The 21834-nt window shown below is 66.4% G+C and carries 24 protein-coding genes and 3 tRNA genes; 4 read left to right on the top strand and 23 right to left on the bottom strand.

The annotated features are described in order from the left end of the window. Positions 1-21 precede the first annotated feature (21 nt). The 12 genes from panC to tilS form a co-directional block, all read right to left on the bottom strand. Positions 22-870: a pantoate--beta-alanine ligase gene (panC, locus tag E6C70_RS14560; protein WP_136425284.1), complete on the bottom strand. Its 849-nt coding sequence runs from the start codon at positions 868-870 to the stop codon at positions 22-24. Beyond that, a complete protein-coding gene (locus E6C70_RS14555; RefSeq protein WP_136425283.1) occupies positions 867-1628 on the bottom strand; it encodes a Rossmann-like and DUF2520 domain-containing protein in 762 nt (253 codons plus the stop codon). Before E6C70_RS14555 ends, panC begins: the two co-directional genes overlap by 4 nt. Next, on the bottom strand, positions 1625-3154 hold the full coding sequence (locus tag E6C70_RS14550; protein ID WP_136425282.1) for a PH domain-containing protein: 1530 nt from the start codon (positions 3152-3154) through the stop codon (positions 1625-1627). Before E6C70_RS14550 ends, E6C70_RS14555 begins: the two co-directional genes overlap by 4 nt. Continuing rightward, entirely contained in the window at positions 3151-3669 is a 519-nt protein-coding gene (locus E6C70_RS14545; RefSeq protein WP_136425281.1) for a PH domain-containing protein, read from the bottom strand. The genes E6C70_RS14550 and E6C70_RS14545 overlap by 4 nt, the downstream gene beginning before the upstream one ends. Beyond that, positions 3662-4126 (bottom strand): DUF3180 family protein, encoded by a 465-nt coding sequence (locus E6C70_RS14540; protein WP_136425280.1) that lies wholly within the window; start codon positions 4124-4126, stop codon positions 3662-3664. The genes E6C70_RS14545 and E6C70_RS14540 overlap by 8 nt, the downstream gene beginning before the upstream one ends. Beyond that, on the bottom strand, positions 4123-4647 hold the full coding sequence (gene folK / locus E6C70_RS14535) for a 2-amino-4-hydroxy-6-hydroxymethyldihydropteridine diphosphokinase (protein WP_136425279.1): 525 nt from the start codon (positions 4645-4647) through the stop codon (positions 4123-4125). Before folK ends, E6C70_RS14540 begins: the two co-directional genes overlap by 4 nt. Next, the gene (gene folB, locus E6C70_RS14530) at positions 4644-5015 is read right to left on the bottom strand and encodes a dihydroneopterin aldolase (protein ID WP_235833552.1); all 372 of its coding nucleotides are present in this window, start codon (positions 5013-5015) and stop codon (positions 4644-4646) included. The genes folK and folB overlap by 4 nt, the downstream gene beginning before the upstream one ends. Beyond that, positions 5008-5799 carry a dihydropteroate synthase gene (folP, locus tag E6C70_RS14525; protein ID WP_136425325.1) on the bottom strand — a complete coding sequence of 264 codons (792 nt, stop codon included), beginning with the start codon at positions 5797-5799 and terminating at the stop codon, positions 5008-5010. The genes folB and folP overlap by 8 nt, the downstream gene beginning before the upstream one ends. Before the next feature lie 28 nt (positions 5800-5827). Next, positions 5828-6424 carry a GTP cyclohydrolase I gene (gene folE, locus E6C70_RS14520; RefSeq protein WP_136425277.1) on the bottom strand — a complete coding sequence of 199 codons (597 nt, stop codon included), beginning with the start codon at positions 6422-6424 and terminating at the stop codon, positions 5828-5830. Positions 6425-6437: 13 nt separating this feature from the next. Further along, the gene (ftsH, locus tag E6C70_RS14515) at positions 6438-8459 is read right to left on the bottom strand and encodes an ATP-dependent zinc metalloprotease FtsH (RefSeq protein WP_136425276.1); all 2022 of its coding nucleotides are present in this window, start codon (positions 8457-8459) and stop codon (positions 6438-6440) included. Positions 8460-8572: 113 nt separating this feature from the next. Then, the gene (gene hpt / locus E6C70_RS14510; RefSeq protein ID WP_136425275.1) at positions 8573-9124 is read right to left on the bottom strand and encodes a hypoxanthine phosphoribosyltransferase; all 552 of its coding nucleotides are present in this window, start codon (positions 9122-9124) and stop codon (positions 8573-8575) included. A gap of 31 nt (positions 9125-9155) precedes the next feature. Continuing rightward, positions 9156-10157 carry a tRNA lysidine(34) synthetase TilS gene (gene tilS, locus E6C70_RS14505; protein ID WP_136425274.1) on the bottom strand — a complete coding sequence of 334 codons (1002 nt, stop codon included), beginning with the start codon at positions 10155-10157 and terminating at the stop codon, positions 9156-9158. Positions 10158-10215: 58 nt separating this feature from the next. Between tilS and ppa the strand changes: the two genes are divergently transcribed. Further along, a complete protein-coding gene (gene ppa, locus E6C70_RS14500) occupies positions 10216-10701 on the top strand; it encodes an inorganic diphosphatase (RefSeq protein WP_136425273.1) in 486 nt (161 codons plus the stop codon). 106 nt (positions 10702-10807) lie between these two features. On the opposite strand, the gene E6C70_RS14495 is transcribed toward ppa, so the two are convergent. Together E6C70_RS14495 and E6C70_RS14490 are read right to left on the bottom strand one after the other, a co-directional pair. Further along, positions 10808-12127, bottom strand: a complete 1320-nt coding sequence (locus E6C70_RS14495) for a C40 family peptidase (RefSeq protein WP_136425272.1) — start codon at positions 12125-12127, stop codon at positions 10808-10810. Then, positions 12120-13427, bottom strand: a complete 1308-nt coding sequence (locus E6C70_RS14490) for a M23 family metallopeptidase (protein ID WP_136425271.1) — start codon at positions 13425-13427, stop codon at positions 12120-12122. Before E6C70_RS14490 ends, E6C70_RS14495 begins: the two co-directional genes overlap by 8 nt. Before the next feature lie 287 nt (positions 13428-13714). Between E6C70_RS14490 and E6C70_RS14485 the strand changes: the two genes are divergently transcribed. The 3 genes from E6C70_RS14485 to E6C70_RS14475 all read left to right on the top strand — a co-directional run bounded on the left by E6C70_RS14485 (position 13715) and on the right by E6C70_RS14475 (position 14030). After that, a tRNA-Glu gene (locus tag E6C70_RS14485) sits at positions 13715-13787 on the top strand. A gap of 33 nt (positions 13788-13820) precedes the next feature. Further along, positions 13821-13894 (top strand) — tRNA-Asp (locus E6C70_RS14480). A gap of 63 nt (positions 13895-13957) precedes the next feature. Beyond that, positions 13958-14030: transfer RNA gene (locus tag E6C70_RS14475), tRNA-Phe, on the top strand. A 207-nt stretch (positions 14031-14237) separates the two neighbouring features. Here E6C70_RS14475 and E6C70_RS14470 read toward each other — a convergent pair. The 9 genes from E6C70_RS14470 to E6C70_RS14430 form a co-directional block, all read right to left on the bottom strand. Then, positions 14238-14711, bottom strand: a complete 474-nt coding sequence (locus tag E6C70_RS14470; RefSeq protein ID WP_136425270.1) for a hypothetical protein — start codon at positions 14709-14711, stop codon at positions 14238-14240. An 11-nt stretch (positions 14712-14722) separates the two neighbouring features. After that, the gene (locus E6C70_RS14465; RefSeq protein WP_136425269.1) at positions 14723-15538 is read right to left on the bottom strand and encodes a hypothetical protein; all 816 of its coding nucleotides are present in this window, start codon (positions 15536-15538) and stop codon (positions 14723-14725) included. Positions 15539-15982: 444 nt separating this feature from the next. Beyond that, positions 15983-16783, bottom strand: coding sequence for a hypothetical protein (locus tag E6C70_RS14460; RefSeq protein ID WP_136425268.1), 801 nt, complete (start codon positions 16781-16783; stop codon positions 15983-15985). 81 nt (positions 16784-16864) lie between these two features. Next, a complete protein-coding gene (locus tag E6C70_RS14455; RefSeq protein ID WP_136425267.1) occupies positions 16865-17938 on the bottom strand; it encodes a tyrosine-type recombinase/integrase in 1074 nt (357 codons plus the stop codon). Positions 17939-17972: 34 nt separating this feature from the next. Continuing rightward, the gene (locus E6C70_RS14450; protein ID WP_136425266.1) at positions 17973-18215 is read right to left on the bottom strand and encodes a MerR family transcriptional regulator; all 243 of its coding nucleotides are present in this window, start codon (positions 18213-18215) and stop codon (positions 17973-17975) included. After that, positions 18212-19579: a replication initiator gene (locus tag E6C70_RS14445; RefSeq protein ID WP_328590859.1), complete on the bottom strand. Its 1368-nt coding sequence runs from the start codon at positions 19577-19579 to the stop codon at positions 18212-18214. The genes E6C70_RS14450 and E6C70_RS14445 overlap by 4 nt, the downstream gene beginning before the upstream one ends. Then, positions 19566-19814 carry a hypothetical protein gene (locus tag E6C70_RS14440; protein ID WP_136425264.1) on the bottom strand — a complete coding sequence of 83 codons (249 nt, stop codon included), beginning with the start codon at positions 19812-19814 and terminating at the stop codon, positions 19566-19568. The genes E6C70_RS14445 and E6C70_RS14440 overlap by 14 nt, the downstream gene beginning before the upstream one ends. A 164-nt stretch (positions 19815-19978) precedes the next feature. Beyond that, a complete protein-coding gene (locus tag E6C70_RS14435; protein WP_136425263.1) occupies positions 19979-21388 on the bottom strand; it encodes an FtsK/SpoIIIE domain-containing protein in 1410 nt (469 codons plus the stop codon). Next, positions 21388-21786, bottom strand: a complete 399-nt coding sequence (locus E6C70_RS14430) for a plasmid replication, integration and excision activator (protein ID WP_136425262.1) — start codon at positions 21784-21786, stop codon at positions 21388-21390. The genes E6C70_RS14435 and E6C70_RS14430 overlap by 1 nt, the downstream gene beginning before the upstream one ends. Positions 21787-21834: the final 48 nt, after the last annotated feature.

The following is a 21834-nucleotide window of genomic DNA, read 5'->3' as shown; positions in this document are numbered from 1 at the left end:
GGTGTCTTCCGGTCGGGGCTGCTACAGCGTGATGGTGGTGTTGTCGATGAGACGTGTGCTGCCGACTTGCGCGGCGACGAGCACGGCTGCCTCGCCGCGGTAGCCGTCGGAGACGGGCAGGAAGGTCTTCGGTTCGACCACGACGAGGTAGTCCAGCTTAACGGCGTCGTGGTCACCGAAAGCGGCGGCACCCTCCGCGAGCGCCTCGCCGAGCCCGGACGCAGCGGACGCCTCGACCGCGCCGAGGGCCTCCGACAGCGCCAACGCTCCGCGACGCTCGTCGGCTGAGAGGAACCGGTTGCGGCTCGAGAGCGCCAGTCCGTCCGCCTCGCGCACGGTCGGCACGACGTCGATCTCGATCGGCAGGTTGAGGTCGGCCACCATGCGCCGCACGATGTGCGCTTGCTGAGCGTCCTTCTGGCCGAACACGGCGACATCGGGCTGCACCAGATTGAACAGCTTCGCGACCACGGTGAGCATGCCGTCGAAGTGACCGGGTCGGGATGCGCCCTCGTACAGGGTCCCGACATGTCCCGCACTCACCCGCGTCTCGGTGGCACCGTCGGGGTACATCGTCTCGACGCTCGGAGCCCAGATCGCCAGGACACCACTGTCGGCGAGCGAGACGGCGTCGGCCTCGAGGGTGCGCGGGTAGCGGGTCAGGTCGGCCTGTTCGGAGAACTGCAGCGGGTTGACGAAGATCGACACGATGACGGCGTCGGCCACGCTCGCGGCGTGGGCCACGAGCGCCCGGTGCCCCTCGTGCAGCGCTCCCATGGTCGGCACGAGGGCGATCCGCTCTCCCGCCGATCGAGCGGAGCCGACGAGGGCGCGCAGGGTGGCGATATCGGAGATGATCTGGGGGGTCATGGGCTTTCCGGTGGAGGGGCGCCGAAGTCGTCGCCGGTGTGAAGGTCGGCCACGTCGATGCTAGCCGAGCCGGTGCGGGCCAGCGCTGTCTCGACCGACGAGCGAACGAGTGGCGCGAGCACGGCTCCCGCATCATCGACGCCGATGCTGCGAAGGATCCCGGTCGCCTGATCGACGATGGCGCTCGAGAACGACACCGCCGTCTCGATCGCCTCGGCGTACGCCGGGCGGTCGGCGTCGGCGACGACGAGTGGCTCACCGCCCATCTCCACCACCAGCGCCTGGGCGATCGGCAGCACGGGGGACGGAGCCGAGACCGCGAACCAGGTGCCCGTGAGCCGGGCGATGTCGATGCTCGTCCCGGTGAACGTCATGGCCGGATGCGCGGCGAGCGGGATGGCGCCTGCGCCGAGGGCGGGCTGCAGCACCGACCAGCCGTACCGCGCCGAGGTGTGCAGCACGAGTTGGCCCGCCTGCCAGGTGCCGGTGGCCGCGAGCCCGGCGATCAGCGGCTCCAGTTCGGCATCCGGAACGGCGAGCACCACGAGTTCACTGCGCTCGACCACCTCCGGAACCGTGAGGATCGGCACACCGGGCAGCAGCGCTTCCGCACGCTCTCGGCTGGGCGCCGACACGGCGGCGATGCCCACCACGGCGTGTCCGGCTGCCCCGAGGGAGGCGCCGATGACCGGGCCGACCCGACCCGCTCCGATGATGCCGACCCCGAGCCGTCCGGCGCGCTGCGCCGGATCACTCACGAGGCCCCCCAGTGATGACTGGTGTCCACGCTCGCCCACTCGACGGCGTCGGCCGCCGTGCGCCGGTACAGCGCCAGCGCCGTGTCAGCGGGGACGACCTCGAGTGCCGCGGCGACGGGACCGGAGACCGTCTGCATCCGCACGGACGCCAGCCGCAGCATCCGATGCACCGGCCCCTGCTCGAGCGCCACGCTCTGCAGGCGCGCGAGGGGCACGACGACGAGGTCGCGCGAGAGCACGCCGCGGCGAAGCAGCACGATGCTGCCGTGCTCCCGGAACCCCGTGCGACGCCAGGAGAACGGACGCAGCCAGGCCGCCCGCCGCGGAGCGTTGGTGAACCCGTCGTCTCCTCCGCGCGAGACCATTCCGCTCTCGATGATGCCCTGCGCCTCGGCATCGGTGAAGGAGGGCAGGATGAGGCCGAGCACGGCCCGCACGTCCGCGCCGTTGCCGACGGGCAGCACGGTCGTGTTCTCCCGGTTCTGGCGGTCACGGCTCGCGTGACCGGCGGTGTTGACACGCACCCGCCACCACCCGAACGGACGCCACAGCAGCGGCTGGTCGACTCCGATCGCGTGGATCCGACCGGGCGGAAGGGTGTCGTTGTTGGTGGAGAGGAGGCCGTATCCGACCCGCACGCCGTCCGGTGTGCCGGCGATCGTGTAGCGCAGCTGACGGCTGACCCGCCGGATGTAGAAGCTGCCACCACCGAGGATGACCGGCAGCACGACGAGGACCGGCCAGAACTCGCCCTGCGAGAGTCCGATGGCGATCGCGATGATGAACATGACGAGCACGACGGTGAAGCCGGTCAGCACGACCGAGCCGATCAGGCGGAGGAGGGGGATGCGCACGACGGACTCCGGCGGCGCCGCATCCGGATCCAGCTCCGGCGCCAGGAATTCCCCCACCCGCCGGTTCACCAGGCCGCCGAGGCGCGCGCCTGTCGACGCCGATGCGTCCGGATGCTCTGCGCCGTCCTGATCGAGGGCGACCGGCTCGGTCGCCTCACGGCGCGCCCCGCTGGCGAGTGTGAGGATCTCGCGGCGCAGCTCATCCGTCGCGGCCGAACCCAGGTAGGCGAGCTGAACGTTGGCGTCGTTTCCCGCCACGGTGATGTCCAGCTTGGCCGCACCGAAGATGCGGGCGAGCAGGTTGCGGGAGATGCTCACGCCCTGGATGCGGTCGAGCCGCGCACGACGGTGGGTTCGCAGCAGGATGCCGGAGCGCACCTCGACGAGGTCGTCCGTGATGCGGAAGGTGTGCATCCGCCACGACACGGTGAACACGGCGATGATCGCCAGGAGCACGCCGAGGACGCCCAGCAGCGCCCAGCCGACGAAGCCGTGGTTGACGATCTCGTCGATCGGGTCGTCGCCGAACTGGGGAACGCGGAAGAAGAAGTCGACCAGACGTTCGCGCAGGTTCGCGATGACGAATCCGGCTATCGCCACGAAGGCGAGGCCGCCGCGCAGGAGAGGCGTCGCCGGATGCAGCCGGTGCCAGGCGCCGTCCGCGAACCTCACAGCCCGGCCCGTCGCGTTTCCGCGAGCGACACCAGTCGGTCGCGCAGATCCTCGGCATCCGCTTCGGGCAGGCCGGGGATGGCGACTCCCGACGCCGCGGCGGCGGTCACGAGTCGCAGGTCGGCAAGCCCGAGCACCCGCGACACCGGACCGCGTGTGATGTCGACGAGCTGCATGCGCCCGTACGGGACGGCGACGAACCGCTGGAACATGATTCCGCGACGGAACACCAGGTCGTCCGCTCGCAGGGCGTAGCCGATCGAGCGCACCCGCCGCGGTTCGATGATGATCGCGATGAGGAAGCCGACGCCGATGACGGGCAGCACCCACGGGATCCAGCCCCATCCGGCCACGAGCCAGAGGAAGACGGCTGCGGCGCCGATCACGACCGCCGAGACGATGCGTCCGACGATCGCCACGACGAGATACTTCGGCGACACCCGTCTCCACTCGACGTCGTCGAGTTGCAGGCGTCTCTCCGGCCCAACGGTGGGGATCGTCTCGTCATCAGGCATGCGCGTGCCCCTCGTCATCGTCGTCGGGAGGGAGGATGCAGAAGGACTCGGCGACCAGGCCGGCGACCAGCAGCACGAGTGCCGCCAGGCTCGACACGACGGTCAACAGGATGGGGCCGGTCGAGGCGATCGCCGTCCTGCTGAGCAGGTAGACCAGCACGCCGACTCCGCCGCCGAGCAGCAGCGCGGCCGCCAATGCACAGGCCTTGGCGAGCGCCGCGGTCCGCATCGCGCGGAAGGGGTCGATGCGTCCGGTTGCCTTGCCGCGCACCGCACGCCGGATGGGGATCGCCAGCGCGACGACCGCGACCGCGATGATCACCAGTGTCAGCGCGAGGGTGAGTGGCGGGATGAACACCGCGTGCCCCGACGCCGCCGTCGCCAGCTCGAGCAGGAACGTCGCGACGGCTCCCACCAGGCCGAGTGCGATGAGAGTGGACGCGTGCGTTCGATTCATCGGGCCCCTCCGGGAGTCCATGGCCGAGTGGTGTCCTCGATGCCCGCGAGCAGTTCGTCAACGCGCCCGATTCCGGGCAGCTCGGCGTCGGGGTCGGCCGCGAGCCAGGGGGCGAGCACGAAGTCGCGCCCGGCGGCGCGGGGGTGGGGAAGCGTCAGCTGCGGTGCGTCGGAGACGATGTCGCCGTGACAGACGATGTCGATGTCGAGCGTTCGATCACCCCAGCGCTCGTCGCGCACGCGTCCGTGGTCGGCCTCGATGCGGTTGACCTGGTGCAGCAGCTGCTCGGGCGCCAATGTGGTCGCCACGACGGCCACGGCGTTGAGGTAGCGGGGGGCGAACTCGTCGACACCGTGCACCTTCACGGCCCGGGTCTCGACGATGGGCGAAAAGGCGAGCAGACGGATGCCATCCGTTCCCGAGAGCTCCGAGACCGCCGTGTCGATCTCGCGGGCGCGGTCGCCGAGGTTGCTGCCCAACGCAAGCACCGCCTTCCTCTCGCCCGCGCGCAGAGCGCTCATGCGCGGCTCCTCGTGATGGTCACGCTCACGTCGTCGAAGCGCTCGGGAATGGGGGCGTTCGGCTTGTGGACAGTCACGCGGGTGCTCAGGACCGCCGAGAACCCGAGCGCGACACCGGCGATACGATCGGCGACGGTCTCGATCAGGTCGACCGGGTCGCGCCGCACGGCATCGGCCACCGCGACCGCGAGCTCGCCGTAGTGGACCGTGCTGTTCAGGTCGTCGGCCCTCGCCGCGCGCGCACTGTCGAGCCAGACGGTCACGTCGATGACGAACTCCTGGCCATCGCGGCGCTCGTGCTCGAACACCCCGTGGTTCGCCTGCACCCGCAGCCCCGTGATGCTGATGCTGTCGGCGTCGCTATGCACGCTCTCCACCTTGCCATGCCTGCACGACATCCAGGGCGAGGCGCGTACCGATGACGTCGTGCACGCGCACGGCCCAGACGCCGGCACGCGCAGCCAATGCGCTGATCACCGCGGTGGGCAGGTCGCGTTCGACGACAGGCGCACCGGATGGCAGGAGCTCACCGAGAAATCGCTTGCGGGATGCGCCGACGAGCAGCGGGCGACCGAGCGACGCGAGCTCGTCGAGCCCGGCGAGCAGCGCCCAGTTGTGCTGCGCCTCCTTCGCGAAGCCGAGCCCGGGATCGAGGACGATGCGCGACTCAGAGATGCCAGCGCCGGTCAGCGCGTTCAGCCGATCCGACAGCTCGGCACGGACCTCGGCGACCACGTCGGCGTAGACGGCGAGGGAGTTCATGCGCTCCGAATGGCCCCGCCAGTGCATGGCCACGAAGTCGATGTCGAGGTCGGCCACCGCTGCGGCCATCTCGGGATCGGCGAGACCGCCCGAGACGTCATTGACGATGCGGGCGCCGGAGGCGACGGCCGCCTCCGCCGTCGTCGCGTTCATCGTGTCGACGCTCACCGTCACGCCCGTCTCGGCAAGAGCCGCGATGACGGGCAGGACGCGGCGCTGCTCGGCTGCGGGATCGACGCGCGCGGCCCCGGGCCTGGTCGACTCGCCGCCGACATCGATGAGGTCGGCACCCTGCCCCGCGAGCTCGAGGCCATGAGCGATCGCCGCATCGGCGTTGAGCCACCGTCCGCCATCACTGAACGAGTCGGGAGTCACGTTGACCACCCCCATGACCAGGGTGCGGTCCAGTGCGACCGATTCAGCCACGAGTCGAGGACCCGATCAGGGTCATGAGCTCCGCGCGTTGCACCGGGTCGGTCAGGCGCCCTCGGCTCGCCACGGTGACCGTCGAGCTGCCGGTCTGACGCGAGCCACGAGCCACGACGCACCGGTGGACGGCATCCATCACCACGAGCACCCCTCGCGCCTCCAGCCCCTCCTGCAGCGCGTCGGCGATCTCCTCGGTCAGCCGCTCCTGCAGCTGAGGTCGGGCAGACAGGGTCTCCACGACGTCCGACAGCTTGCCGAGGCCGACCACTCGCTCTCCGGGTTGGTATGCGACGTGGACGACACCGACGAAGGGCAGCAGGTGGTGCTCGCAGATCGAGCGGAACTCGATGCCGCGCACCATCACGGCGTCGCCGGTCTGCGGGAGGCCGTCGTCGCTGGAACCCAGCGGAACGGCATCCTTCAGGTGCTCAACCGGGTCACGGTGGAGCCCGCCGAAGAACTCGTCGTACGACTCGGCCACGCGTCGCGGGGTCTTGACGAGCCCGGGACGACCCGGATCCTCGCCGATGGCGAGGAGGAGCTCCGTGACGGCCGCTTCGATTCGTGCCCGGTCGACACCGGTCATGGGTGCCTCCGGGCTAGGCGGTCGCCGGGCGGGGGTTGGATGCGCGCTTTCGACTGGGCTTGGTGGCCTCCTCGGAGGCGGCTGCGCCCGAGTCGACGCCACCGTCGACGGCTCCCTCGTCGATCGGAGCCTTCGCCTTGGGGAAGGCGATGGGCGGGCGGTCCGACAGCGGACGCTTCTCGCTCGAGACCCACTGCGGGCGCTCGGGGAGCTTGTTGATGTCCGTGAAGATCTCCGCGATCTGGTTGTGGTCCAGCGTCTCGTGCTCCAGCAGCTCGGCCGCGAGGCGGTCGAGGATGTCGCGGTTGTCGCTGATGACCTGCCAGGCCTCATCGTGCGCCTGCTCGAGGAGGGCGCGGACCTCGGCGTCGACCCGCTCGGCGAGCCGCTCGGAGTAGTCGCGCTGGTGTCCCATGTCGCGGCCGAGGAAGACCTCGCCCTGCGACTGGCCCAGCTTCACGGAGCCTACGGTGGCACTCATGCCGAACTCGGTCACCATCTTGCGAGCGGTCGCCGTGGCCTTCTCGATGTCGTTGGACGCGCCGGTGGTGGGGTCGTGGAAGATGAGCTCCTCCGCGACGCGACCGCCCATGGCATACGTCAACTGGTCGAGCAGCTCGTTGCGGGTGATCGAGTACTTGTCCTCGAGCGGCAGCACCATCGTGTAGCCGAGGGCGCGACCACGCGGAAGGATAGTGATCTTCGTCACCGGGTCGGTGTAGTTCATCGCCGCGGCGGCTAGCGCGTGTCCACCCTCGTGGTACGCGGTGATGAGCTTCTCCTTGTCCTTCATCACACGGGTGCGACGCTGCGGGCCGGCGATGACGCGGTCGATCGCCTCGTCCAGGGCACGGTTGTCGATGAGCTGGGCGTTCGAGCGAGCCGTCAGAAGGGCGGCCTCGTTGAGCACGTTGGCCAGGTCGGCACCGGTGAAGCCCGGCGTCTTGCGGGCGACGACCTCGAGGTCGACACCCTTCGCGAGCGGCTTGCCGCGTCCGTGCACCTCGAGGATCTTCTTTCGGCCGAGCAGGTCGGGAGCGTCGACGCCGATCTGGCGGTCGAAGCGGCCGGGACGCAGCAGGGCAGGGTCGAGGATGTCGGGACGGTTGGTCGCCGCGATCAGGATCACGTTGGTCTTGGGGTCGAAGCCGTCCATCTCGACGAGCAACTGGTTGAGCGTCTGCTCGCGCTCGTCGTGTCCGCCGCCTAGTCCGGCTCCGCGGTGACGACCGACCGCGTCGATCTCATCGACGAAGATGATGGCGGGCGCGTTCTGCTTGGCCTGCTCGAACAGGTCGCGGACGCGGCTGGCGCCGACGCCGACGAACATCTCGACGAAGTCCGATCCCGAGATCGAGTAGAACGGCACGCCCGCCTCTCCCGCGACGGCGCGGGCAAGCAGGGTCTTACCGGTTCCGGGAGGGCCGTACAGCAGGACGCCCTTGGGGATGCGGGCGCCGACGGCCTGGAACTTCGCGGGCTCCTTGAGGAAGTCCTTGATCTCCTGCAGTTCCTCGATCGCCTCGTCCGCTCCGGCGACGTCGTCGAAGGTGACCTTGGGACTCTCCTTGGTGACGAGCTTGGCGCGCGACTTGCCGAACTGCATCACCTTGTTGCCCCCGCCCTGCATGCCCGAGAGCATCAGCCAGAAGAACAGTCCGATGAGGATGATCGGCAGCAGGAAGCTCAACGCCGAGAGGAACCAGTTGGGCTGGGGCACCTCATCGGTGTAGCCGTCCTTCGGAGCGGCATCCGTGACCGCCGTGACGACCTCGGTGCCCCGAGGAGCGACGTAGTAGAACTGCACCTGCTCGCCGTACTTCGGGTCCGCGCTGGAGAGCGTGAGGTCCACACGCTGCTCGACATCGACGATCTTCGCCGACGAGACCTTGCCGTCCTTGAGGAACGCGAGTCCCTGCTGGGTCGAGACCTCCTTGAAGCCGGACATGGTGATCAGGCTCGACCCGATCCACACGGCAACGATGGCAAGCAGGATGTAGATGAAAGGGCCGCGCAGGAGCTTCTTCACGTTCATGGTGCTATGAGGGTATCGCCCGTCAACTGCGTGCGTGCTGCGTGTTCGCTGACGGCGGCATGAGCGTCACGCCGCGTCGCGCTGCTCGAGCAGCCCGCGGGCGGCGGTAAGCGTCAGCTGTACACGTGCGGTGCGAGGATGCCCACGCCGCGCAGGTTGCGGTACTTCTCCGAGAAGTCGAGCCCGTAGCCCACGACGAACTGGTTCGGGATCTCGAACCCCACGTACTTCACGTCGACGTCCACCTTGGCTGCTTCCGGCTTGCGCAGCAGCGCGCAGATCTCGACGGATGCCGCCCCCCGCGACTCGAGGTTCTCGCGCAGCCAGCTGAGGGTCAGACCCGAGTCGATGATGTCCTCGACGATGAGCACGTCGCGACCCGTCAGGTCGCTGTCGAGGTCTTTGAGGATCCGCACGACGCCGCTCGATTTCGTACCGGCCCCGTAGGAGGAGACGGCCATCCAGTCCATGTCGGCGTGGATCTTCAACTCGCGGGCGAGATCCGCCATGACCATAACGGCGCCCTTGAGCACGCCGACCAGCAGCGGCTTACGGCCGTCGTAGTCGACCTCGATGCGCCGAGCCAGCTCGGCCAGTTTCGCGTGGATCTCGTCTTCGGTGAGCAGCATCTCGGTGAGGTCGCCGTCGATGTCGTGGTTGTCCATGGCGGTGTCCGTTCCTCGTTCGGGGGTGCGGTCAGACGGCGGTGAACACGATGGTCCCGTGCGCTCTGCTCACTCTAACGCCTGGCAGATCGAGGGGTCCCTGCCCGTGCCACTCGGTCACCAGCCGTGCGACGGCGATGGTCTGAGCGCGTGTGAGAGTCACGCCGAATTCGCTCGAGACCACATGACGGATCGCCCGCTGACGCAGCGCCGGCGGATTCGCCCCGAGCGCCGCCACCGAGACGGCGATCCCCGCCTCCGCCGGCTCGCAGATCTCCTCGATGAACTCGTCTACCATCCGGTCGAGCGCGTCGTCGTCTTCGCGCAGCTGCGCGGCGGTCCGCGCGAGCGCTTCCGCGATGCCCGGCCCGAGCTCCTGCTCGAGAACGGGGAGCACGCGCTCCCGCACCCGCACCCGCGCATAAGAGGGGTCGGAATTCTGGGGGTCGGCCCACGCCTCGAGTCCCGAGTCGACGCAGAACGCCCTCGTCTGCGCCCGACGGATCTGCAGCAGCGGCCGACGGTATCGCCCACTCACCGCAGCCATGCCGTGCAGGCTCCCGGATCCCGAACCGCGCGCCAGGCCGAGCAGCACCGTCTCGGCCTGATCGTCCAAGGTGTGACCGAGCAGCACCGCGGTTGCGCCGAGCTCGGTGGCTGCCTCATCCAGGGCGCCGTAGCGCGCCGAGCGGGCCGCCGCCTCCGGCCCCTCGCCATCCGTCACCACGGACACGCGCGTGACGACCACCGGATCGAGGCCGAGCGATCGCGCCTGCTCGGCCGCGCGCTCGGCAATCGCATCCGACCCGGGTTGCAATCCGTGGTCGACGATGAGGGCTCCGGCTCGCAGCCCGACCCGCGGCGCTTCGAACCCGGCCGCGGCCGCGAGCGCGAGCGAATCGGCGCCTCCGCTGAGCGCGACGAGCACGAGCGAACCGGCATCCTCTGCGGCCAGCGAAGCGAGTGTCTCCCGGATTGCTCGCCGTACATCGGCGATCGGCGGAGTCAGGCGGGGTCTGCGCGCATCGGGCATCCAGTAACCTTATTCCGGACTTTCCGACCCCGAACCCTTCATCATGAGGAGCACACCCATGGGCGCTTACGACGTCGTCATCGAGATCCCCAAGGGGAGCCGCAACAAGTACGAGGTCGACCACGAGACCGGCCGGGTGTACCTCGACCGCGTGCTGTTCACCAACTTCGTCTACCCCGTCGACTACGGCTTCTTCGAGAACACCCTCGCCGACGACGGCGACCCTCTGGATGCCCTTGTCCTGCTCGAGTACCCCGTCTTCCCCGGCGTCGGCGTCAAGGTGCGCCCAGTGGGCTACCTCGACATGGCGGATGAGGCCGGCGGCGACGCCAAGGTCGTCTGCGTGCCGGCGACCGACCCGCGCTGGGCGCACATCCAGGACCTCTCCGATGTGCCCCAGAACGTCCGCGACGAGATCAAGCACTTCTTCGAGCACTACAAGGACCTCGAGCCCGGCAAGTGGGTCAAGGTGCAGTCGTGGGAGAACGCCGAGGCCGCCGAGGCGATCATCCAGAAGGCGTTCGACGCCTACCCCGGCCACTGACTCCCCGCCGCTGGTCGAGTAGGCCGCGAGCGCAACGAGCAGCCGTATCGAGACCCTTGAGCCCGACGACCGGCCTCAGTTCAGCGGGCTCGAAATCTGGGACGGCTCAACTCGGCCGACCGACGTACCCGGCGACGTCGCCCGCACCCCAGATGTAGTACTCGCGCACCGGCTTGCCGTAGTCGGCTGCCTCAAGGATGCGATTGCCGCCCAGATAGATCGCCACGTGGTAATAGTCGCCCGGTCCGTCGGTCCAGAAGATCAGGTCGCCGCGCTGCCGGTCCGAGTACGGCACGAGCCGGCCCTGGTTGCGCATGGTGTTGTACTGATTCGTCGCCGAGTGCGTCCCGATGTAGATGCCTGCGTAGGCATAGGACGACTTCGTCAAGCCCGAGCAGTCCCATGTGTTCACGCTGTCACCCGGCGACGAGTAGGGCTTCCCAAGCTGGGCTGAGGCGAACGAGATCGCGGTCTCCACCGCGTTCCCATTCGGAGCCGGAAGGGATGCGCCACCGCCGCCCGTCTGTCCACCGCCGCCCGTCTGCCCGCTGCCGTGGTTGTTGTTGGCCGCAGCGGCTGCAGCAGCGGCGGCTTCGGCGGCAGCTTTCGCAGCGGCGGCAGCGGCGGCAGCCTTCGCAGCCTGCTCGGCGGCGATCCCGTCCGCACGTTCCTTCTCCAACTCGGCCGTGGTGTCCTTCAGCGACCCCAGCTGCGCGTACAACTGTTCGGAATTGGCCTGCTGCGTTGCCAACGCCGCTTCAGCGGCCTGTGCGGCTGACTGCGCGGCGTCCGACGCGGACTTCGCCTCCGACGCGAGACGCTGGCGCTCTTTCGCCGCCTGATCGGCCTGGTCCGCCAGCGAGGCCGCCGTGTTGCGGTCGGCCAAGGCCTCGCGATAGATCTCCTGCGACTGCTCGGTGAGCTTCGAGGCGGCCCCGAGCTGGTGGAGCAGATCGTCGGCCTTGTCCCCGTGGAGGAACAGATCGACCGAGAACTCCTTGCCGCCGTTCCGGGCGAGGTGCGCGGCCAGCAGGCCTGCTCGCATCTTGGATGTCTTCGCTCGCTCGGCCGCGGCATCCGCCTGTTTGCGGATGTCGGTCTCACGATCCGTGGCCGCGTCGAGCGCCTGCACCGCCTGACGGTACTTCTCCGCCGCGATCATCGACAGTCGCGACGCCTCATCGGACGCCGCCTGCAGGCTGGCGATGAGATCGGTCACCGTCTGGATCTCGGCCTGCTTGCTGGCCTCGTTCTTCTTGGCGTTCTGGATGTCGTCCCACGACGGGTAGCCGGGCTCCGCGATGGCCGGTGCCACGATGCCGATCGATGCCGTCACAGCGCCGACCGCCATCGCGGAGAGCACGATGCCCGACCGTTCGCGTGCGGGAGTCTTCAGCAGGATCCTCCTGCCCGTCGGCTCAGCCAAGGGGCGCCCCCATGCTGGCCATGAACGGAACCGGATTGATGCGGTTGCCGCCTTGGAAGACCTCGAAGTGCAGGTGGCAGCCCGTGGACGCACCGGTGGAACCGACGCTCGCGATGTTCTGGCCGACGTCGACCTGCTGACCGACGCTCACGAAGATGCCTCCACTGCGGATGTGCGCATACCCGGTGGCGATCCCGCTGCCGTGGTCGATCTTGACGAAGTTGCCGTAGGTGCCGCTCGACCCGGCGAACACGACGGTTCCGGAGTGCGCCGCGTAGATCGGTGCGCTGCAACCGGGGGCGAGGTCGGCACCGTAGTGGAACGAGCCACTGCATCCGCCGGGCGTGCAGATCGACGTCCTCGATCCGTATCCGTCCGTCATCCGTCCGCTTGCGGGGACGGCCCAGCCCTGATCGCTGATGTACCCGCCGCCGAGCCCGGCCCCCGGGCCACCGCCGGATGCGGCCGCCGCTGCGGCAGCAGCTGCTGCAGCAATGGCAGCCAATCGCTGGCGTTCGACAACTCCGGCCTGGTAATCGGCCGCCACCTTCGCCTGCGCGTCCTGCATGAACTTCAGCTGCTGATCGAGCTCGATGCTCTTCGCCTGCGACGCCGCGAGAGCCTCCTCCGCGGCCTTCTGGGCAGCGACGGCCGCCTCGAGCGCAGCCTCGGCCGCCACCCGCAGCTTCTCGCGCTCGTCCTGGGCGACCTTGGCCTGAGCGCCGAGCGCGGCGGCGGCATTGGCCGCGATCTGGGCGGACTTGTAGATGTCGCTCGAGCGCTGCCCCAGCTTGCTCATGCTGCCGAGCTTCGACAACAGGGCATCTGCACCCTTGCCGCCGCTCTTCTCGAACACGAGGTTCGCACTGAGATCGTTGCCGCCAGTGCGATACAACTGAGCCGCCAGCTGACCGGCCTGCTTGGTGGCGGCGTCAGCCGCGGCCTTGCTCGCATCGGCCTGCGCCTGGATCTGGGTGGCGCGGATGGTGGCAGCGTCGAACTTGTCCTGGGCTACCTGCAACTCGTCGGCTCGGGCTGCGGCGGCGGCCTGCAGGTCGGCAACCTGCTGCTGCATCTGGGCGATGACGGAACGGATGTTGTCGACGGCCGCCTGAGCCGCCGCCGTGTTGCCCTTGGCCTTCTGGAGGTCATCCCAGCTGGGGTAGTCGATCGCAGCAGCCGGCGAGGCGATCGCGCCGGCGAACGCTACGACCGAGACCACGACGATGGCGGCCAGACGCGCCCGCCAGCCTCGCCGTGGCGCGCGTTCGGCGCCGGCCTCTCGTGTGCTGCGTGCCATCTGCATCCCCATACCGACCCGTCCCTGAGGGTGGATCACTCTGGTCACTCCTTTAACAGTAACAACAGCAGCGAAGGGCATCCACGAACGGATGCGAGCCTCCGTCGGGATTCCGCCGTGGCGAATGTAACGTGAGCCCCCCGCGTCGCTCGGCACATCCGACGCCAGTCGCCGAATCCCGCCGGACCGCGGGGCAGTAGGCACACCCGGATTCCGGGCCCGTTTTGGCATCCTCCGGGATGTCTCGTATAGTTATGCGTCGGTGGTCATCGCCAGGTGGTCCATCCGGCCCCATCGTTTAGAGGCCTAGGACGGCGCCCTTTCACGGCGTTAACACGGGTTCGAATCCCGTTGGGGTCACCGATAACTGAACATAGAATGGTTTCACATCGAGGCCCTGTAGCGCAGTTGGTTAGCGTGCCGCCCTGTCACGGCGGAGGTCGCGGGTTCAAGTCCCGTCAGGGTCGCTGAGGCGACAAGCCCTTTCGAAAGAAGGGGCTTTCCCTTTAAGAGGCATCGACAGGTGCTTCGGCTCTGTAGCTCAGTTGGTAGAGCGCACGACTGAAAATCGTGAGGTCACGGGATCGACGCCCGTCGGAGCCACCGGCCGTTCGTTAGGCATTTTTAGCGAGGGCCCTTATTTTTGCCCTGATCAAATCGGGATTCGCGTTGTTCTGCTGAGCGTGTCACGTATCCCGACACAGCCCGACCGAACACCGAATAACCTCCTCGTCGCAGCTCTGGGCCGGTCTGGGGCCGGCGGATCGTCGAATCTGTGACCATCCTCACGACACCTTGTCAACCGGCCCGCTATTTGTACGGGCTAGGCGCAAGCGCCTTCGGGTTGTTCCCATCGCGCTCTCGGGCAAATGCGCTGTTAATCAACAAAGCCGTCGCAAGCAGCGTGATGAGCATCAGGGGCACGGTGAACGCCAGAACGTAGCGTGGCCATTGCTCATCTGCCCACATCACTGATACAGCGCAGAGTAGCGACGCTGTGACAAGCACTGCAAAGCCCCCGAATAACACAAAGCGAATGGCGGAGCCGTAACGTTCCAGGATCCGAAGGGTGTAGCGCCCGCTCAAGCTGAGTACAGCCGTACCGCTAAGTGAAAGCCCGCTGACAATTCCGCCGATCGTCGCGACGTTTGTAAGCCCAGCAGCAAGCTCGACGTTCTTGACTTGGGCAAGTGGGAATAAAAGGCCGATTCCTCCGCCAACGACGACCACAATGCAGACGACCAGCGTGAGCCACAAAGAGTGGTCGCGCCTAATCTCGGGCATTCTCAGCTTCCTTAGTCATCGTTGTCCCGAAGTCGAACGAGATCGCCCCTATCGATGATGAATGCCTCGATAATAGATCCGACCGCCGACAGCGGCGTAAATGCGCGGGTCGCACCGGTTGCTATGCGAACTTGGGTCTTCCTCGTTATCCGGTGATGCAACAGATCGACCTCAGTGGCGGGGGTGTCGCCGTCTGCGGCGAGGGTGACCTGGGCCTTGTCAACTTGCCCGCTAAGAGATCCGAAATTCTGGTTGAACCAATCGAGCATTATTTGCTCATCGCCGTGCCCACTCTTGCCGCGGACGAGAGTTGCCTTGATCTCGATACGTAACGCGTTTGGCGCTTGGTGGCCGCCTTGAAACAATGCACGGACACCGCTCGCATCGGCTACCGCGGTCCCAAACTCGCCGGCGTAGTTGACCGCCCTCAGACCATCAGCGTGGTTGAGCAGCGCCACTCGTGACTGGTCGATAACTGGTCGCGCTGCCCAAGCGAAATCCGGATCTTTGAAGTCGCCGGCCGTTGCGCGAGTGAGCCAGTCCGCGAATGTCGCGGCGCGCGATGCCGACACGGACTCAGTGAGCACCCCAAACATGTTGCCGAAAGGTAGGAACCAGACGAATAAGTTGTCGACAGGCTCCCACTCCTCTCCGTCGAGCCGCATCGCCTTCTGCGCACCAGACTGTGTGTTTTCTTGGTTCGGGACGAAGTCCTTTCCGGACGCCAGGACGATCCCGTGGGTCGCGTCGTAGTTCTCCCGAGGGACTGTACCGGTCACTGTCGAGACATCGAGAGCGTCCGCCCATTCGTGTGGCACGTCCAGCATGTAGGCGGTGCCTGCGTGTTCGCGACCCTCGATCGTGTGGCGAGTTCGATTTCCAACGAAGCGTCGAAGAACCCTATCCCAGTCTTGATCGACTATCCGATCGCCTGTGCGGGCGTCCACCAACCTCCAATATTGGACTGTTCGCGTGACATGTGTTCTCCGCACCATGTTGTGCAGCCCCCTAGATTTGCGAGCACCGCTCGTATCGATTCGCGAGCCCGCTGGCCGCGTGTTCCCGACGCTAGCAGCGGGTTGGTTGACCCTTTGGGATTGCGGTGGTAGCCCTGTCGGCCAGCGTTCGCCTACTAGGCGCTATCAGAAAACAGCTACGACGTCGTCTCAGTGATCTTGAGCACGAGTAGACCCCTTTTCCTCATTCGCGACAATGGCGCGCACTATAGACAGCTTCGGTGGCTGCCGGCTGCGGATGAATCCGCCGCGTTGCTATCCCGCACTTCCGAAGTCGGGCGCGGGCCGAACGAATGCTCGGCGGTAGCGCTCAATCGCCCGCACGAGCGCCACCTCCTTCCCGATTTCTTCCCCCAGCCGCGTAACAAGATCTCGGTCGTCCTCGGCAGCGACGTCGGCAAGCCTGACGAGACGACGACCTGCATTTTCGCGCGCGTCATCTATCGCTAACGCCAGCGCCAACGGCAGCGGGCGGTCCCCCGCCTCTAGTCTTTGGATCGATCGCTGAGCTTCCCTCTCGTTGGCTCGTTGTGAATTCGAAGCCGCCTGCCGAGCCCGTTCGTACCGCTCGGTTCGCCCGACCTGCAGACGCCACACGGTTCGCGTCCACTCCGACCCCCTGTATCTTGCGGCGAGCGCCGTAACCAGGGCATCGAGGTCCGGCGGCGGAACCTGATCATCCCAATGCTCCGTTCCGCCATTGAGCGGATCATCGACGGCTACGAGAGCGTTCCGCACCATTCGCAAGACTGATCCCTCAACGACCTGCGAAGCATAGCGATTCGGCGCCACAGCGACCGTAGCTAGACTCGCCCCAGCGCGAGACAGATGCTGGCGGAGGCGGGTCGTGTCATGTCGTGTAATGCCCACCTTGTAGGTACCGACCTCTTCGAAGTGCACGACGTAGACGTTGTGCGGCTCGGCTAGCCCTCGGTAGACCTCCGACCCAGAGTAGGCGTCTGAGAGGCGGTCAACCGAGTAACGCATCTTGCGTTCATGCTCGACAGTGGGAGTCCAGCCCGGCAGAGTCCAGGTCTTGTTTGGGATGCGTCTCATGATGACCTTCTGGTTTTCAGGACCCCTCGAACATTGCGCACGGGGTTTCATGCAGCTCATCGAGCCGATGCTGCTCGCTGATCACGGTTCCTCACCAAAGAGTGCGTCGAGGGCGGTGGCAGCGCGTTTCGCAGCGTCGGCTCGAGCGCGGCTGTATCGCTCCGTCATCTGCATGGTCGAGTGACCGAGCACTGCCTGGACATCGTTAGCCGCAGCGCCGGCGTCGAAGAGAAGCGTCGCCAGCGTGTGGCGGAGGTCGTGGATGCGGAGGTCGTCACGGCGTAGCTGCGCGCGAAGTGTCTTCCAATCGATAGCTCTGCGCACGTTCGACGGATTTAGCCGGCCGCCACGTGGCCCGGTGAAGACAAGATCCCCTCGTCGCTTTCCTTTCATCGCCTCCGTCATAGGTCCGACGAGCTGCGCAGGGATCGGCACCTCCCGCTCCTTGTGGCTCTTCGGCGTCAGTTCAACACCCCGACCTTCCGCATCGACACTGAACGCCCGCTGGACGAGGATCGTGCGATGGGCGAGATCAACATCTTCAATGCGCAAGGCGGTCGCCTCGTTGGCGCGCATGCCTGTGTATACCAAGGCTGCGATATAGCGCCGATAATTCTCATCCTTGATGGCGACTAGAAGGGCTCGCACCTCGGATGCGGTGAGCGCGCGCGATCGAAGGCTTTTCGGCGCGTCTGGCCGCGGACGTCGAGCAAGCCGAGCTTGATTCAGCGGGATGATCTGCGCCCGAACCGCGCCATCCAGGAGGCGACTCAGAACTGAGAGCGCATCGATCCGTGTCGACGTGCTGCCCGACCACTCTGACATCGCTTCTTCGACCGCACCTGCGGTGATCTTCTCGAGCCTGATGTGGCCTAGCCAGGGCTTCACTCGTAGTCGCCACCCGCGCTCGTATGCCCGCCCGGTTGACGCGCGCACCGTACCCCTCACGACCTGCCAGTGCCGTGCATGCCACTGGGTCAACGTCATGTCGCCATCCGGGTATCTTTGCGCCAGTGTCTCCGCCCTCAGCTTCTTGGCCTCGGACAGCGTCTCGACGTAAAAGCTTCGCTCGCGCTGCTCCCCGTTGAGACCTATCGCCCACACGCGCACCTGATACTTGCCGCGGTCGCTTCGAAAGCGGATTCCGTCGGGCAACTGACGACGCGTCTTCGGGTCTATCCGCCCCCCGTCACCCGACACCGCGTGTACCGCCGGCCTCGAGGAAACCGCTCAACGTAGACGAGCGCCAGAGCATGTGCTTGCCCATGTGGGCGTCAGGAAAAGGGAAGCGGTTCTGTCGTCTCAGCGTGTCGAAGGTCGACAAAGGCACGCGGCATAGGGCAGCCGCCTCGCGACGAGTGAGGTACTCGTTATGAGACTGGGTCTCGGCGACACCAATCTCGTCGGCTTCGGTCAGTGTTTGCGTGGTCATGACGTGCCCCTTTCGTTTGGTGTCGTTCTGCGATCTCGAGCGCGGTCGTTGCGCCACTCGCGCGCGGCGGATGCAGCTTCGGTGGCGAGTGCTTTGTCGCCGTCGCTGAGCCATCCCATGCCGGCGTATGCCCAGGAGCCAATGACGAGGATCTCGTCGGGCTCCGCTGCCTCGTTCGGCTTCGCTTTGGCAAGGAGCGCGCGAAGACGCCAAGCTCGTCGGGCACCCCGCAAAGACCCGAGGGTCACCGAGTAGCGGCGTGATTTGGTTGAGAAGTGCCCGCGGAAGCCGAGCATTCCGTCCCATCGGTGCAGCTGTGCGTATGGACCGTCGGCGTTGACACCGCGTGCGAGTTCCATGACGGTCGACTTGATGCGTCTGATGTGGTCACGGCCCTCACCCCGAGAATCGAGATCCTCCGTGGCTTTTGTGGCGTACTTCGCGATGTAGGCCGCGACCGCGCGGTCTGACAGCGCGCCGTCGAGACCGTCTTGACGGATGATCGGTCTAGCGTCAAACTGCTTGCCCCATCGCAGCTCACGAGCGTTTCCATTGCGTTCGTATGGCGCTGCGATGACGCGAGTCTTGCGCACGGCCGCGGTGATTGCCGCGACTAGCTGACCTGTCGCGACGGACGCCGGCGGTGCTGGGAAGGAATCGACCGGGTCGACGCCGTCGAGACGGATGATGGCGTGGAAGTGCACGATCCCGCGGCGCTGAAACTCGGCGACTTTGGCGAACTGCACCCGAACGACACGACTCGCTTCGCGCTGTGTAAGTCCAAGAGTCCTGGCGAGCTCGCGACGAAGACTGATCGTGAACCGACGCCAGAGTTCGGGAGCGTGGAACTGCCAGACGACATGGCCGGCGTAGTCATAACAGTCGGAGCACACCGCATCACCACGCTGCGAGTCGTCCGCACCGTGAGCGCAGCGGCATCCGCGAGGCATCCCATGCTCGCACTCCCCCCGGCGACGGTCGAGTCCGGTGGAGTGCACGGCTCCGAATGACGGAGCGGTGAGAGTGAGGAACACCATGGGATGCGTCGCGACGTCTGCGGGAACGTCCTTCATACCGCCCGCGGCGCCAGCCATGATCATGTGCCATGTGTCGCCCTTGTACTCATGACTGCAGGATTCGCAACGCGACGCACGTCGGTTGCCGCAGCGTGCGAACGCGACGCCGTCAGGCTGATCGACCGAAGCGTACTCGGCAAGCAGCTCCCCCGTGGGCTGGTGGACTGTACTCGACGAGCCCACGAGGCGAACGGGATTGTGGCAGTAGCCAGTTGAGGCAACGCCGTTCAGCCAGCGATCGAAGTCGCGGCGACGCAACCGGTGTGCGACAGAATCAGCGAACGACACTTTCCCTCACCACCAGCGGGACGGCGCAGCCGATGTCGTACGTGACGGCGGAGAAGTCGTCGTCGAACCACACAATCCGGCATATGGTGTCATCTTCGCCGCGCTCGAGCCTCAGCTCCTGCCACTTGATAATCTCCGCGTCGGTACACGAGTCATTCGCGAGTGTCGAGCCGTATTGCTGCTTCAGCTTCTCACTCGGGAGCGTCGGCTCGTCATAACGGGCGCGCTTGACCATGGCGTCTCGGTCCCATACCTCTCCGAGATTGCATCTAGCAGTGCGGAAGTCAGTCTGCGGTTCGGTGGTCGAAATCACAGCCTCAGTGGAGGGGGACGGTGCGCATCCCGCGGCCCCAAGGGTAAGTAGTAGGGCGAGGGAGAGGCACGCGGCGCGGGTAATTATCATGATTCGTATTCCTTTCGAGAGGTGCGGCGAGGTTGCCGCGGAGTTCGCGGCTCGCGACGTTCACGAGCAGGGGGTTGGTCGTGAACGACGACCGGGATCTGCCGAGGCGCAGGGTAGTGGACAGCGGCATCTCGGATCATGTCGTCAGTGACTAGTCCGGCACGCACGCGCTGAGGCGGTGTGCCGTCATCAGGCAATACATAGGCGACGCCGGGGGTATCGGGCGAGATCTTGTGGCAGAGCGCCCCGGCGGCGACCGCCCCATCACCCAAGACCATCGACGTCTCGAGCCCGTCACGGAGGCGAAGGCCAACCGTTTGCGTGAACAAACCGCGCGCAGGCAAGGTCTCCTTGCGAGGGTCTTGCAAACAAGCGAAGACTATGAAACCAACAGCGCGCCCTTGCGAGGCCAAGGTGGCGAGTGCCTTGTTCGCGCGCTGCATAAGATCTCTGTCGGTCTCGTACGCTGTTAGAGCAGCCAGTTCGTCTATCAAGACCACGACTGTGGGGCTGCCCGAAGTCGCTACATGCTGTCGTGTACGGCCGGCAAGCTCAGTCGCTCGAGACTGCATCGCGATGACGGCGTCCTCAAGCAAAATCACGGACCGCTGTGCGTCCGCAGCAAATCGTGTCAATAAGGGCTTACCCATCGCCAGTTCCATGCCTCCCTTGCGATCGATCCCCCACACCTCCACGACGCCGTCGCGAATCGGTTGCGCGAGACCAAGAAGGAGACCCCACACGATGGACGCTTTTCCGCTGCCGGATGACCCTGCAACGAGCGTGTGCGGACCGAGACGCAGCCGCCATGGGCTGCCTGAATTGCCCTGCCCCATTACAACGGTTCGCTCGTCCCACGGTTGGCCGTACTCGAGGGTGAACGGCAGCGCGAGGGCGTCGGCGTACTCCAGGCGGAGCGTCATCTCATCGATCCGAGATCCCTGCACGCTGGCCTGCCGCGCACCAAAGGCCTGAGCGAGGAGGTTGGTCTGTGCTTGGAGATGTTCGCGCCCAAGCCCCTGAGGTAGTGAAACGGGCAGGCAACAGGTCCAGCCGTCCCACGTAGGGTGGCCGACGCCAGCGAAGACCACTCCCCCCGCATAGCTGCGAACGGACAACCCCAATCGCATCGCGACATCTGGCCAAGCGGCGAGCATATTCCTCGAGACGTTCCGCTTCCACCTGTCGTCCTGACCATGCGGCGCCCGTTTGAACGCGACGACGAACCACACGATAAAGCCGCCGAGCGCGATCGCGACGGCCCAATCGAGCAATGCCTGGACCGCCGGGATGAATGCCAGCCACCCCATGATCCAAAGCACCACGAGCACCCACCATCCGCGCCGCCACAGGAGCCGGGTCTCGTCTCCCCAGGTGCGCAGATCGCGCGGGGTGGTGACTGCCATCACTCGCCGCCGCGCTGCTTGGGCGCAGGCTTCATCTCGTGCGCTCGAAGCGAGAAAGCCACCCGAGGTCGACCCTGTCCCTCCTTGACGTATGGAGTAACTGTGAGCCCGTCGAAAACCGCCGGCCGGAATGGCAATCCGTTCATCTCGGGCGGCAGCGTCGGCTCAGAGATGCTGGCGATCTTGACCGTCACCTCGCCCTGCCCCTTCTTGGCCTCGGGGTCGGCATCGATGACGCGAACCTGCCACAGCGGGTGTCCTGAGTTCTTGTCGAGGTCCTGCCCCTGACGCTGGCCGTCATCGGACCACTTGACGACGGGCTCCACGAGTCCGACGACGAAGGCTCCACTGGGGAAAAACGCGTCGAAGTTCACCGGGATGGCTGTCTGAATCGCCATTTTCTGTTTCCTTTCGATTGGAGATCGTTAGCACCACTCTGCATCACT

Source organism: Orlajensenia flava (assembly GCF_004801905.1).
In the GTDB taxonomy this organism is placed as follows: domain Bacteria; phylum Actinomycetota; class Actinomycetes; order Actinomycetales; family Microbacteriaceae; genus Orlajensenia; species Orlajensenia flava.
This window is presented reverse-complemented; position numbering and strand designations above follow the sequence as displayed.

Excerpts from the sequence above, each read along its gene's own strand:
- tilS (WP_136425274.1), bottom strand. The coding sequence starts at position 10,157 with ATGCCCGATGCGCGCAGACCCCGCCTGACTCCGCCGATCGCCGATGTA.
- E6C70_RS14440 (WP_136425264.1), bottom strand. The coding sequence starts at position 19,814 with ATGGTCAAGCGCGCCCGTTATGACGAGCCGACGCTCCCGAGTGAGAAG.
- E6C70_RS14465 (WP_136425269.1), bottom strand. The coding sequence starts at position 15,538 with ATGCTGGACGTGCCACACGAATGGGCGGACGCTCTCGATGTCTCGACA.
- ftsH (WP_136425276.1), bottom strand. The coding sequence starts at position 8,459 with ATGAACGTGAAGAAGCTCCTGCGCGGCCCTTTCATCTACATCCTGCTT.
- E6C70_RS14545 (WP_136425281.1), bottom strand. The coding sequence starts at position 3,669 with ATGCCTGATGACGAGACGATCCCCACCGTTGGGCCGGAGAGACGCCTG.
- hpt (WP_136425275.1), bottom strand. The coding sequence starts at position 9,124 with ATGGACAACCACGACATCGACGGCGACCTCACCGAGATGCTGCTCACC.
- E6C70_RS14435 (WP_136425263.1), bottom strand. The coding sequence starts at position 21,388 with ATGGCAGTCACCACCCCGCGCGATCTGCGCACCTGGGGAGACGAGACC.
- E6C70_RS14430 (WP_136425262.1), bottom strand. The coding sequence starts at position 21,786 with ATGGCGATTCAGACAGCCATCCCGGTGAACTTCGACGCGTTTTTCCCC.
- panC (WP_136425284.1), bottom strand. The coding sequence starts at position 870 with ATGACCCCCCAGATCATCTCCGATATCGCCACCCTGCGCGCCCTCGTC.
- E6C70_RS14450 (WP_136425266.1), bottom strand. The coding sequence starts at position 18,215 with ATGACCACGCAAACACTGACCGAAGCCGACGAGATTGGTGTCGCCGAG.
- E6C70_RS14540 (WP_136425280.1), bottom strand. The coding sequence starts at position 4,126 with ATGAATCGAACGCACGCGTCCACTCTCATCGCACTCGGCCTGGTGGGA.
- folK (WP_136425279.1), bottom strand. The coding sequence starts at position 4,647 with ATGAGCGCTCTGCGCGCGGGCGAGAGGAAGGCGGTGCTTGCGTTGGGC.
- folP (WP_136425325.1), bottom strand. The coding sequence starts at position 5,799 with ATGGGGGTGGTCAACGTGACTCCCGACTCGTTCAGTGATGGCGGACGG.
- E6C70_RS14460 (WP_136425268.1), bottom strand. The coding sequence starts at position 16,783 with ATGAGACGCATCCCAAACAAGACCTGGACTCTGCCGGGCTGGACTCCC.
- E6C70_RS14470 (WP_136425270.1), bottom strand. The coding sequence starts at position 14,711 with ATGCCCGAGATTAGGCGCGACCACTCTTTGTGGCTCACGCTGGTCGTC.
- ppa (WP_136425273.1), top strand. The coding sequence starts at position 10,216 with ATGGGCGCTTACGACGTCGTCATCGAGATCCCCAAGGGGAGCCGCAAC.
- folE (WP_136425277.1), bottom strand. The coding sequence starts at position 6,424 with ATGACCGGTGTCGACCGGGCACGAATCGAAGCGGCCGTCACGGAGCTC.
- E6C70_RS14490 (WP_136425271.1), bottom strand. The coding sequence starts at position 13,427 with ATGGCACGCAGCACACGAGAGGCCGGCGCCGAACGCGCGCCACGGCGA.